The sequence below is a fragment of the Pseudomonas sp. TE3644 genome (assembly GCF_056278815.1).
In genome coordinates this window covers 6658504-6671031 of the sequence record NZ_JBWBQF010000001.1, presented here as the reverse complement: position 1 = coordinate 6671031, position 12528 = coordinate 6658504, and the positions used below count along the sequence as shown (strand labels likewise).

The 12528-nt window shown below is 64.5% G+C and carries 9 protein-coding genes; 3 read left to right on the top strand and 6 right to left on the bottom strand.

Translation table 11 applies throughout. From position 1 onward, the window contains the following. Positions 1–38: 38 nt before the first annotated feature. The 3 genes from mgrA to ACZ9GA_RS29655 all read right to left on the bottom strand — a co-directional run bounded on the left by mgrA (position 39) and on the right by ACZ9GA_RS29655 (position 4772). The gene (gene mgrA / locus ACZ9GA_RS29665) at positions 39–1076 is read right to left on the bottom strand and encodes an L-glyceraldehyde 3-phosphate reductase (RefSeq protein ID WP_457358716.1); all 1038 of its coding nucleotides are present in this window, start codon (positions 1074–1076) and stop codon (positions 39–41) included. A 127-nt stretch (positions 1077–1203) separates the two neighbouring features. Continuing rightward, positions 1204–2532, bottom strand: a complete 1329-nt coding sequence (locus ACZ9GA_RS29660) for an LLM class flavin-dependent oxidoreductase (protein WP_457358718.1) — start codon at positions 2530–2532, stop codon at positions 1204–1206. A 2-nt stretch (positions 2533–2534) separates the two neighbouring features. Continuing rightward, on the bottom strand, positions 2535–4772 hold the full coding sequence (locus ACZ9GA_RS29655; RefSeq protein ID WP_457358719.1) for a TonB-dependent receptor: 2238 nt from the start codon (positions 4770–4772) through the stop codon (positions 2535–2537). Positions 4773–4987: 215 nt separating this feature from the next. On the opposite strand from ACZ9GA_RS29655, the gene ACZ9GA_RS29650 reads away from it, so the two are divergent. After that, the gene (locus tag ACZ9GA_RS29650; protein WP_457358721.1) at positions 4988–6013 is read left to right on the top strand and encodes a LacI family DNA-binding transcriptional regulator; all 1026 of its coding nucleotides are present in this window, start codon (positions 4988–4990) and stop codon (positions 6011–6013) included. Between the two features lie 91 nt (positions 6014–6104). On the opposite strand, the gene ACZ9GA_RS29645 is transcribed toward ACZ9GA_RS29650, so the two are convergent. Further along, positions 6105–6995, bottom strand: a complete 891-nt coding sequence (locus ACZ9GA_RS29645; protein ID WP_457358723.1) for a LysR family transcriptional regulator — start codon at positions 6993–6995, stop codon at positions 6105–6107. Between the two features lie 116 nt (positions 6996–7111). Here ACZ9GA_RS29645 and ACZ9GA_RS29640 point away from each other — a divergent pair, with 116 nt between their 5' ends. Continuing rightward, on the top strand, positions 7112–7840 hold the full coding sequence (locus ACZ9GA_RS29640) for an SDR family oxidoreductase (protein WP_457358725.1): 729 nt from the start codon (positions 7112–7114) through the stop codon (positions 7838–7840). 152 nt (positions 7841–7992) lie between these two features. Here ACZ9GA_RS29640 and betT read toward each other — a convergent pair whose 3' ends face one another. Beyond that, the gene (betT, locus tag ACZ9GA_RS29635; RefSeq protein ID WP_457363623.1) at positions 7993–9957 is read right to left on the bottom strand and encodes a choline transporter BetT; all 1965 of its coding nucleotides are present in this window, start codon (positions 9955–9957) and stop codon (positions 7993–7995) included. Positions 9958–10276: 319 nt separating this feature from the next. Beyond that, positions 10277–11212, bottom strand: coding sequence for a serine O-acetyltransferase EpsC (gene epsC / locus ACZ9GA_RS29630; protein ID WP_457358727.1), 936 nt, complete (start codon positions 11210–11212; stop codon positions 10277–10279). A gap of 281 nt (positions 11213–11493) precedes the next feature. Here epsC and ACZ9GA_RS29625 point away from each other — a divergent pair, with 281 nt between their 5' ends. Continuing rightward, positions 11494–12492, top strand: coding sequence for a D-cysteine desulfhydrase (locus ACZ9GA_RS29625; RefSeq protein WP_457358728.1), 999 nt, complete (start codon positions 11494–11496; stop codon positions 12490–12492). Positions 12493–12528: the final 36 nt, after the last annotated feature.

Here is a 12528-nt window from a genome sequence, read left to right as displayed (position 1 = left end):
ATGCAGGGCCGGGGGCCGTAGCCCCCGGCGGGGCGGGGTTATTCAGCCAGCGATGGCTTTTCCCACAGGTTGATGCCGCCTTCCACGGCGAAGCGGTCGATGGCGTCCAGCTCTTCACGGCTGAAGGACAGGTTCTTCAGCGCGCCGACGTTCTCGATGATCTGCTCCGGGCGGCTGGCACCGATCAGTGCCGAGGTCACGCGTGGGTCGCGCAGGGTCCAGGCCAGGGCCATCTGCGCCAGGCTTTGGCCGCGCTGTTGGGCGATTTCGTTCAGCGAGCGGATGTGCGCCAGGTTGCTGTCCGACAGGTGCGATTGCAGCAGCGAACCGCCGCCGGGTTTGTTGACCCGGGCGTCCTTGGGCACGCCATTCAGGTATTTGTCGGTCAGCAGGCCCTGGGCCAGCGGGGTGAAGGCGATCACGCCGCTGCCCAGTTCGTCGGTGACGTCCAGCAGGTCCTTTTCCACCCAGCGGTTGAGCAGGTTGTAGGCCGGCTGGTGAATCAGCAGCGGCACTTTCCATTCCTGCAGCAGCTTGGCGATCTCGCGGGTTTTCACCCCCGAGTATGAGGAGATGCCGATGTACAGCGCCTTGCCCTGCTGCACGGCCGTGGCCAGTGCGCCGGCGGTTTCTTCCAGCGGGGTGTCGGGATCGAAGCGGTGCGAGTAGAAAATGTCCACGTAGTCCAGGCCCAGGCGCTGCAGGCTCTGGTCCAGGCTTGCGAGGATGTATTTGCGCGAGCCGCCGCCCTGGCCGTACGGGCCTGGCCACATGTCCCAACCGGCCTTGCTGGAGATGATCAGTTCGTCGCGGTACTGCTTGAAGTCTTCGCGCAGCAGGCGGCCGAAGTTGATCTCGGCGCTGCCGTAGGGCGGGCCGTAGTTGTTGGCCAGGTCGAAGTGGTTGATGCCCAGGTCGAAGGCGGTGCGCAGCAGCGCGCGCTGGGTGTCGATGGGCGTGCTGTCGCCGAAGTTGTGCCACAGGCCCAGGGACAGCGCGGGCAGCACCAGGCCGCTGCGGCCTACGCGGCGGTAAGGGATGGACTCGTAGCGGTCTTGCGCAGCGATGTAGGTCATCGGTTCCTCTCTTATTGAATGTGGCAACCTGTAGCCGCTGCCGCCAGGCTGCGCTGGCCCTCGAGTACACTGGGCATCTCCAGCGAGGCCCAGGGCCAGCGCAGCCTGGCGGCAGCGGCTACGGGGTTTACAAAAACGGGTTGGCGGGTCTTGCCAGGCCCAGGTTCTCGCGCAGCGTGGTGCCTTCGTACTCGGTTCTGAACAGCCCGCGGCGTTGCAGCTCGGGCACTACGTGATCGGCAAAATCCTCCAGGCCGCCAGGTAAATGCGGCACCAGTACGTTGAAGCCATCCGCCGCGCCCTGTTCAAACCATGCCTGCAACTGATCGGCAATCTGCACCGGGGTTCCGATCAGGCTGTAATGCCCGCGCCCACCGGCGATCTTGCGGCCCAGCTCGGCCAGGCTGAGGTTCTCGCGGCCGGCCAGTTCGGTCAGCAGTTTCTGCCGGCTTTGCTGGCCGCTGTCGGTCAGCGGCAACTCGGGCAACGGCCCGTCCAGCGGGTAGCCGGACAGGTCGAAGTTGCCGAGCATACGCCCTAACAGGGCGACGCCGACTTCAGGTTCGACCAAAGCCTGAAACGCTTCGAACTTCGCCCGCGCCAGGGCTTCGGTCTCGCCCACCACCACGAACACGCCTGGCATGATTTTCATCGAATCAGGGCTACGGCCGAACTTTGCCAACCGGCCCTTGAGGTCGGCGTAGAACGCCTGGGCGTTGGCCAGCGAAGTCTGGGCAGTAAAGACCACTTCGGCGGTTTGCGCTGCCAGCTCGCGACCGGTTTCCGAAGAACCAGCCTGCACGATCACCGGCCGGCCCTGGGGCGAACGGGCGACGTTGAGCGGGCCCTTGACCTTGAAGTGCTCGCCGCTGTGGTTGAGCACATGCAGCTTGGCCGGGTCGTAGTACTGACCGCTGGCCTTGTCGCGGGTGAAGGCGTCATCGGCCCAGCTGTCCCACAGGCCGGTGACCACCTGGTAGAACTCGCGAGCGCGGCTGTAGCGGTCGGCATGGCCGATGTGCTCGTCACGGCCGAAGTTCTGCGCCTCGGCGGCCGCATCGGAGGTCACCAGGTTCCAGCCGGCGCGGCCGCCGGACAGGTGATCCAGCGAGGCGAACTTGCGTGCCACGTGGTAGGGCTCGTTGTAGCTGGTGGTGACGGTGCTGATCAGGCCGATGTGTTCGGTGACGGCGCTGAGCGCCGACAACAGGGTCAGCGGCTCGAAGTGATCGGAGCGGGCCATGCGGCTGGCGATGTCGCCGGTGGCCGCGGCCACGCTGTCGGCCACGAACAGCGTGTCGAAGCGGGCCCGCTCGGCCACCTGGGCCAGGTGTTTGTAGTGTTTGAAATCCAGGCCCGCGTTGGCCGGTACATCAGGGTGCCGCCAGGCCGCCACGTGGTGCCCGGTGGCCATCAGGAACGCGCCCAATTTAAGTTGTCGTGGTGCCTGGCTCATGGTCAGAAGTCCTTGCGTACTTGAATGCCGAAGTAACGTTGGTCGTCACGCGGTACCGCGCGGTAAACGTAGCCGCTGCCGCTGGCCAGCAGGGGCGAGTAAGACTTGTCGAGCAGGTTCTTGCCCTCCAGCGATACGCGCCAGCCGCTGTTGTAGTCGGCCAGGGCCACGCTGGCGTTCCAGATGCCGTAGGCGCCCTGCTTGGTGTCGGGGTTCTGGCTGATGTCGTACTGCACTTGGCTCTGCCAGTTGTAATCAGTGCCCAGCTCGATATCCATGCCGTTGTCCAGCGGGATGTCGTAGTCGGCGCGCACGTAGGTTTTCCAGTCCGGGCTGAACGGCAGGGTCTTGCCGTTGACGTTGCAGGACGCGGCGGCGCCGGCCGGGCAGCTGAACTGGTCGATGCGCGCGTGGGTGTAGGCGAACGCGCCGGACAGTTTCAGGTTGCGAGTGGCCTGCAAGGCCCAGTCACCCTCCACACCTTCGGTGCTGACCGTACCGGCGTTGATCAACCGGGTAACCACCTGGCCGGCCACGGTGTCGTAGAAGTTGGCCTGGTAGTTGTCGTAGTCGCTGTGGAATACGGCCAGGTTGGTGGTCAGGCGGTTGTTCCAGCTGGTGGCCTTGATGCCCACTTCCCAGGTGTTGGAGGTTTCCGGCTTGAGGGCCTGGGTGTCGCGCGGCTGCATGTTGAAGAACACGTTGTAGGCCGGGCCCTTGTAGCCACGCGAGTAGGTGACGTAGCTGGTCACGGTGTCACTCAGGTCGTACTGCAAGCCCAGGCGGCCCGACCAGCCTTCCTCGCTGGTACTGCCCGAACTGCTGGTGCTGGGGTTGATGCCATTGACCGCCACGGCCGAGGTGGACGTGCGGTCGTGGTCGTATTTCAGCTCGTCGTGGGTCCAGCGCAGGCCGGCGATGCCGCGGAAGGTGGGCGTGAAGTTGAAGGTGTTCTCGCCGAATACCGCGTAGCTGTCGCTGGTGGTGCTGTAGTTGGCCAGGCCGCTGTTGGTGGCCGTGGTGGTGATCAGCGTGCGGCCGTAGGTTTCCTTGTCCTTGGCGTGCATGTAGTACAGGCCGCCCACGTATTCCAGGAACTCGCCCTTGGGCGAGGCCAGGCGGATTTCCTGGCTGTACTGGTCGTAGTCCAGGGTGCCTTTGTCCTGAATGCCGGGGAAGGCGGCACTGATGGTGGACAGACGGTCGGCGTCCTGCCACTGGTCGTTGTTCCAGCCGCGCCAGGCGGTGATGGACGTCAGGGTGTAATCGCCCAGGTTCCAGTCCAGCTGCGCCGACAGACCCTTGTTGATGTCGTCGACATGGGTGCGGTAATCGCTGTTGATATCGCGGTTGTGCGAGGTGGCATTAACGGGCGACAGGGCATTGGCGAACGCCGTGCTGCTGGTGCTGCTGACCACGCCGTTGGGCGCGTCGCTGCCGGAGTTCATGTAGTCGGCCGACAGGGTCAGCTTGACGTCATCGTTGGGGGTGAATTCCAGTTTGCCGCGCACGCCCTTGCGGTTGTAGCCGTTCACTTCCTGGCCGTTGGCCTTGTTGTCGACGTTGCCGTCGTAGCTGCTGACCAGGGTAGTGAGGTTGCCCTTCAGGGTGCCGGGGATCAGCGTGCCGCCGATGCCGAAACGGGTGCGGCTTTCGTTGCCCTGGTAGTAGGACTGTTCCACGTAGCCGTGGGTCTCGTCGGTGGGCGCCTTGGTGGTGATGTTGAGCACGCCAGCCGAGGCGTTCTTGCCGAACAGGGTACCCTGCGGGCCACGCAGCACTTCGATGCGCTCAAGGTCCAGCAGGTCGAGGGTGGCCATGCCCGGGCGGCCGTACACCACGCCGTCGACCACGGTGGCCACGGTCGGCTCCACGCCCGGGGAGGTGGAGATGGTGCCCACGCCGCGGATGAACAGCGACGTGTCCTTGTTGGAGGCGCCGGTGCGGAAATTCACCGTGGGGATCTGCTGGACGATGCTTTCGATGTTGGTGCGGTTCTCACGCCCCAACTGCTCGCCGTCCACCACGGTCACGGCCACGGGCACCTTCTGCAGTGACTCTTCGCGGCGGGTGGCAGTGACGGTCACCGACTTCAGCGTCGGCTCGGCGCTGCTGTCGGCGGCCGCCGCCTCTGCTGCCTGGGCGGCGCCCAATGGCATGGCAGCGCAGGCGGCCAACGTCCAGCCAAAGGCCTGGGCCAAGGTGGTGGTTTTGAAGCGATCCCCAAATCGGTTTTGCATGTCGATGCCCTGCTCGAAGGTTGTGCCCTGGCCGTGGCTCTGCGGCCACTGCGTCTGTCGTTTCGCAGATAAGGTGTCTTGGGCATTCGCTCGAGCGAGTAGCAGACAAAGCACTTTGTTAGCGCTAACATCGAAAGTATCGGCAATCCGGACATAGACCGTCCAATACTGAAAAATTACTTTTATATGCGTTTAGGTTTTATCAGGAGGCACAGGTGAGCGAAGACAAGCGCAAGCGGCGTGGCGCCGGTCGGGTCACGTTGAACACCGTGGCGCGGCATGCGCAGGTGTCGGCGATCACCGTGTCGCGCTACTTCAACCAGCCGGACCAGGTGTCGCCCGAGCGACGCGAGCGCATCAAGGCAGCGGTGGATGAGCTGGGGTACGTGCCCAATCTGGTGGCCGGTGGACTGGCGTCGGCGCGTGGGCGGATTGTCGGGATGGTGATTCCCAACATCTCCGGGCCGATATTCGCCAGCACCATTCAGGGGTTCAGCGACACCTTGAATCGCCATGGCTATCAGCTGCTGCTGGCCTCCAGTTACTTCTCGGTGGAGCAGGAAGAAAGCGCGGTGCGTGCGTTCCTGGGTTGGTCGCCTGCCGCCCTGGTGCTGACCAGCCATTTCCACAGCGAGGCGACCGAGAAGATGATCGCCGAAGCCGATATTCCGCTGATCGAGACCTGGGATTACCGGCCTGAACGCAGCCCGATCCAGATCGGCTTTTCGCATTTTCAGGTGGGGGTCACGGCTGCGCGGTACCTGCATGGCAAGGGCTACCAGCGCATTGCTTTCGTGCAGAACAGCGCGGCGGGGGACTTCAGTGCGCTGGAGCGGCGTGATGGCTATAGCGCGACCATGACCGAGTTGAGCCTTGAGCCGCAGGTGTATGCGCCGCAGGAAGGCCTGGCGCCGTTCGAGGCGGGCAAGCAGGCCATGCAGGCGTTGATGGCCAGCGAGCTGCCGCCCCAGGCAATCATCTTTGCCAACGACAACCTGGCGGCGGGTGGCTTGCTGGCCGGGCAGCGGGCGGGGGTGAAGATCCCCGGGGACTGCGCGGTGGTGGGGTTTGGTGACTATCCGTTTGCCGAGATGCTGATGCCCAGTTTGACCACCATCAAGCCGCCGGCGCTGGAGATTGGGGTGTTGGCGGCGACGCGGGTGTTGGAGAGTCTGGGGGAGGTGGAGGTTGAGCGCCTGAATCTGCTGGAGTGCCGGCTGATTGAGCGCGAAAGCGCCTGACCGTAGCCGCTGCCGCCAGGCTGCGCTGGCCCTCGCGTACAACTGAAACTTCAGGGTTGGAATACGGGCCAGCGCAGCCTGGCGGCAGCGGCTACAGGGCCCGGCTAAAAACCTCAGCTACCCAATCCACAAACGCCCGCACCCTCGGCGCCATGTGGCGGTTCTGTGGGTACAGCACCGACACCGGCATCGGCGGCGGCGCAAACTGCGGCAGCACCTCACGCAGCAAGCCCTGCTCGATCGGCAAGGCCGCCCGATACCGCGGCACCTGAAACAACCCCAACCCGGCAATCGCCGACGCCGTATAGATCTGCGTGCCAAACACCGAGATCGCCCCCGGCACCTGCACTTCCACCACGTCGTCATCAACCATGAATTCGAAGGGAAACGCCTTGCCCGAAGCGCGTGACACGTAGTTCACCGCCTTGTGCCCCTGCAAATCGGCCAAGGTCTTCGGCTCCCCATGCAAACGCAGGTACCCAGGACTGGCGCACGTCACCTGAGGCAAATTCGCCACCCGCCGCCCGATCAGCGACGAATCCCCCAGGTTGCCCGCCCGCACCACGCAATCCACGCCCTCCTCGATCAGGTCGACAAAGCGATCTGCCTCGCTCAACGACAACTCGATATCCGGATAGCGCGCCATGAACTCCGGCAACGCCGGCACCACGAAGTAGCTGGCCAGCGAGCCATGCAGATCCACCCGCAAGCGCCCTTTCGGGGCCACCTGCCGGAACGCCAGCTCAGCCTCCTCCAGCTCGGCCAGCAATTGCACGCAGCGGGCGTAATAGGCCTGGCCATCCAGCGTCGGCCGCACCCGCCGGGTGCTGCGTTCCAGCAACCGCGTGCCCAGCCAGGCTTCGAATTGATTGAGGGTGTGGGTCAGGGTGGCGCGGGGCATGCCCAAGTCTTCGGCGGCCTGGGTGAAGCTGCTGCGTTCATAGATGCGCACGAAGATCTTCATGGCGCGAACCTGGTCCATGCGGCCCCCTGATTGTTGGCGTGGATTGAACAGTCAAGGCAACTCTGGGGCATTTATCGGGCTGGGTAAACCTGTAAATCTTTGCTCCACACCCACCCGACAAAGGACTTCCCCCCATGAGCAAAGTAGCCATCGTCACCGGCGCCTCGCGCGGCATCGGCGCCGTCATCGCCCAACGCTTGGCCCGCGACGGCTTCGCGGTAGCCGTCAACTACGCCAGCAGCGCCCACGAGGCCGAAGCGCTGGTCAGCCAGATCAAGGCAGGCGGCGGCCAGGCCATCGCCGTGAAAGCCAACGTCGCCAACAGCAGCGAAGTAGGCGCATTGTTCGACATTACCGAACAGCAATTGGGCAAGGTCGACGTACTGGTCAACAACGCCGGCATCATGAAGCCCACCCCCATCGCCGAGACCTCGGATGAGCTGTACGAGCAGATCTTCGCCATCAACACCCGCGGCACCTTCAACACCCTGCGCGAAGCCGCCACGCGCCTGAACGACGGTGGGCGGGTGATCAACTTCTCAAGCTCGGCGCTGGCCCTGAAACTGCCGGGTTACGCCGTCTACAACGCCAGCAAGGCAGCGGTGGAGTCCATGACCCACGTGTTCGCCAAGGAACTGCGTGGTCGGCACATCACCGTCAACGCCGTGGCGCCGGGGCCGGTGGCAACCGAGCTGTTTTTGACCGGCAAGAGTGAAGAGCAGATCCAGCACTTCGCCAAGCTGCCGCCCCTGGAGCGGCTGGGGCAGCCGGAGGATATCGCCGGGGTGGTGGCGTTCCTGGCGGGGCCGGATGGTGGGTGGGTGAACGGGCAGACGCTGCGGGCCAATGGGGGGATTGTTTGAATCAGCTCAACGTTTGCGCCGATCTCTAGGCCCTATCGCGAGCAAGCTTTGCTCCCACAGTGTCAAGCCGACCACGGTGGATGCCATCACACTGTGGGAGCAAAGCTTGCTCGCGATGAGGCCAGCGGTAGCGCCGGAAATGACCGGTCTACCTAGCGCACCATGTGCAGAAACTGCATATGCCGCTCGTACTGGTCCAGAATGTCGTTGATCACCTGCTCGCGGGTGTAGCCCACCAGGTCATAGTCCTGGCTACCTTCAGCCAGATGCACCTCGGCGCGATAATACCGGCGGTTCTTCAACTCCTTGGTGCCCATGCCACCCCGTGCAAACGAAGGGGTGAAATACCCGCGCATCTGCACCTGATAGATGAACGGCCGCTCTTCACCGTGGCCGATTTCCAGGCTGACCTGGTCGTGGCTCAAGTCTTCCTGGGTGACCACCTTCAGGCCTTTCTCGGTGAACACCGCCGAGACTTCCTCGATGGCCGGGCGCACCAGGGTGTCCATGAAGCGGTACACCTCGTCGCGCGACGGGAAGTGCACGGCCTGGCTCAGACGCTGGCGCCAGCCGCCTCGGCCGCGGCGGGCGTTGGTGGCTACCGGGGCCAGGGAGTACATCTGCGCGATCTTGCGCTGGGACTCCAGGTAGAACGCCTTGTGCAGGCCCCACATCATCGCCAGCAGGATCAGCGAGAACGGCAGCGAGGTGAGCACCACCGCCGATTTCAGCGAGTCGATGCTGCCGGCGAACAGCAGGCCGCTGGTGACCACTGCGGTCATCACGCCCCAGAACACCCGCAGCCACTTGGGCCCGTCTTCGTCGGCGTTGCCGCCACGCGCCGACAGGGTCGAGAGCACCACGGTGCCCGAGTCTGCCGAGGTGACGAAGAACACGAAGCTGATGAACACCGTGACAGCGATGACTTCGCGGCTCCACGGGTACGTCTGCAGCAGCAGGTACAGGGTCTTGGCCGGGTCGGCCAGGGCCGACTGGCCCAGGGCGGTCATGCCGTGATTGAGCACCATGTCGATGGCGCTGTTGCCGAAGATCGACATCCACGCCAGGGTAAAGCCCAGCGGGATCAGCAGCACGCCGAAGACGAACTCACGGATGGTGCGGCCCCGGGAAATGCGCGCGATGAACAGCCCCACGAACGGCGCCCACGCAATCCACCAGGCCCAGTAGAACACCGTCCAGTTGCCCAGCCAGTCGCTGGGCTTGTCGTAGGCGTACACGTCGAAACTCTTGGACGGCAGCGCGCCCAGGTAGTCGCCGACGTTCTGGATCAGGGTAGTCAGCAGGTGCTGGGTGGGCCCGGCGAACAGCACGAACAGCAGCAGCGCAACGGCCAGCAGCATGTTGATGTCGGACATCACCCGCACGCCCTTGTCCACGCCGGATACGGCAACGATGATTGCCGCGCCCATCATCAGCGTGATCAGGATCACCTGCACCCACTGGGTGTGCGGCACGCCGAAGAGGATGTCGAGGCCGGAGTTCAAGTGCAGCACGCCAAAGCCCATGTCAGCGCCCAGGCCGAACACCGTGGCGATGATGCCGAAGCCGTCCACCGCGTAGCCGATGGGGCCGTTGATGCGCTTGCCAATCAGGGGGTACAGCGCCGAGCGCAAGGCCAGCGGCAGGTTATGCCGGTAGGCGAAGTACGCCAGGGCCATGCCCACGAAGGCGAACACGCCCCAGCCGTGCAGGCCCCAGTGCAGGAACAGCAGCTGCATGGCCTGGCGCGCAGCCGCCTGGGTGCCGCCCTCGCCTTGCGGCGGGGTGAGCATGTGGGTCAGGGGTTCGGACACGCAGAAGAAAAACAGGGTAATGCTGATGCCGGCGGCGAACAGCATGCCGGCCCATGACAGGTAACTGAACTCGGGCTCGTCGTGGTCGGCACCGAGCTTGATCTTGCCGTAGCCAGACAAGGCGGTGACCACCACGAAGACCAGATACAGGGTCATGGCCAGCATGTAATACCAGCCAACGGTGTTGGCGGCCCAGGTTTGCGCGGCAGTGAGCCAGGCCCCGGCTTGTTGCGGGAAAGCGATGACCACGATGCCGAACAGCAGGATGAAGCTGGCGGCGAAGTAGAACACCGGTGGGTTCATGCGGACATTGCCGCTGGCGGGAGTAGACGAGGCACTCATTGGCAGTGCACCTCGAAAGGCGGGAAAGCAGCTGAATAGAGCGTTTTCAGCAAGGGATAACCTCCTGTAGAACGCGGAACGCGAACATCTTTTAAATTGAACAGCCGTTCAATTTAAACACAGATGGCCACTCCAGACCAAACCGGGCGCCCTGTAGCAGCGGCCGCCAGGTCGCGTCACAGGCGCTGCGCACTTGCTGACACACCGCGCCGCCTGTGACGCAGCCTTCGGCAGCTGCTACAGAACCCCCGACCCACCGCAGCAAAATTCGCGTTAAACGTTACTTCTGGGTGCCGTCATCGTGCTGCAGGTTGGCCTGGGTCAGGTTGCTGCCGGCCGCCACGCTGCGGGTCAGCCACACGTTGCCGCCGATGGTCGAGCCTTTGCCAATGGTGATGCGCCCCAGGATTGTCGCCCCGGCGTATATCACCACGTCGTCCTCGACAATCGGGTGGCGCGGATGGCCCTTCTGCAATTGCCCCGACTCGTCCGCCGGGAAGCGCTTGGCGCCCAGGGTCACGGCCTGGTAGATGCGCACGCGCTCACCGATGATCGCCGTCTCGCCAATCACCACGCCGGTGCCATGGTCGATAAAGAAGCTCGGCCCGATCTGCGCACCGGGGTGGATGTCGATACCCGTGGCCGAATGCGCCAGCTCCGAACTGATGCGCGCCAGCAACGGCAGGCCCGCGCGATACAGGTGATGGGCCAGGCGATGATGGATGATCGCCAGGATGCCGGGGTAGCACAGCAGCACCTCGTCCACACTGCGCGCCGCCGGGTCGCCGTGGTAGGCGGCCAGCACGTCGGTGTCCAGCAGCACGCGAAGGTGCGGCAAGGCAGCCGCGAAGCCCTGGATCAACTCCAGCGCCTGGGCATCCACGTCTTCCTGCTGTTGTTGATGACGCGCGGCGTAGCGCAGTTCCAGGCGGGCCTGTACAAGCAGCGCATTCAGCGCCGCATCCAGGGTGTGGCCGACATAGAAGTCCTCGCTTTCCTCGCGCAGGTCCACCGGGCCCAGGCGCATGGGGAACAGCGCGCCGCACAGCTGCTCCAGAATGCAGCGCACCGCCTCGCGCGACGGCAGTTGCCGCCCACCCTGCTCGCCGCTGCTGCGCCCGTTCGAACGGCGCCACTGCTCGCGCGCACCGCGCAGCTGACTGACGATTGACTGCAGCTGCCAGTGGCCATTGGGCCCTTGGGGTTTGTCGCTCACGATGGGTACTCCTGATATGGCCGCCTGATCGGCGCCCACTCTACGGTAGATTGTCGCACCGCAAAAAGAACCGATTCTGCTGGGTGGTGATGTTATGAACATAAGCCAATGCAGCCGTTCCATCCCCACAGCTGGGCATCTTTTGTGGGAGCGGGCTCTGCCCGCGAATGGGCCATCGCGGTGTTCTTTTCGCGGGCAGAGCCCGCTCCCACAGAATCACAGGGTTGCCCCCCATTCAGTGCCTGCCTATAGTCCTGTTTCCCCCACCCACCGGAATCCCCATGATCACGCAATCGCTTGCCCGCTTCCCCCGTCTCGAACTCCTGGGTGCCCCCACTGCACTGGAAAAACTCGAGCGACTGTCACAGTGGGTAGGCCGCGACATTTACGTCAAGCGTGACGACCTGACCCCGCTGGCCATGGGTGGCAACAAGCTGCGTAAGCTCGAATACCTGGCCGCCGACGCCCTGGCCCAAGGCTGCGACACCCTGGTCACTGCCGGCGCCATCCAGTCCAACCACGTGCGCCAGACCGCCGCCATCGCCGCCAAACTGGGCCTGGGCTGCGTCGCGCTGCTGGAAAACCCCATCGGCACCGATGACAGCAGCTACCTGGGCAACGGCAACCGCCTGCTGCTGGACCTGTTCGATGCCAAGGTCGAGCTGGTGGAAAACCTCGACAACGCCGACGAGCAACTGCAAGCCCTGGCCCGCCGCCTGGCCGACAGCGGCCGCAAGCCGTACCTGGTGCCGATCGGCGGTTCCAACGCCCTGGGCGCCCTGGGCTACGTGCGCGCCGGCCTGGAACTGGCCGAGCAGATCAAGGCCACCGGCCTGGACTTCGCCGCCGTGGTACTGGCCTCCGGCAGCGCCGGCACCCACAGCGGCCTGGCCCTGGGCCTGAGCGAGTCGCTGCCGCAGTTGCCGGTGATCGGCATCACCGTGTCGCGCACCGAGGAAGCCCAGCGCCCCAAGGTGCAGGGGCTGGCCGAGCGCACCGCCGAGCTGCTGGGCGTGCCGCTGCCTGACAGCTTCAAGGTCACCCTGTGGGATGAATTCTTCGGCCCGCGCTATGGTGAACCCAACGCCGGCACGCTGTCGGCGATCAAGCTGGTGGCCAACCAGGAGGGCCTGCTGCTGGACCCGGTCTACACCGGCAAGGCCATGGCCGGGCTGCTGGACGGTATCGGTCGTCAGCGTTTCAACGACGGCCCGGTGATTTTCCTGCACACCGGCGGGGCGCCGGCGCTGTTCGCCTACCCGGGCATCTGGCCCAGCTGATATACCCGTAATAGCAGAAAGCTGAATTTTTTATTA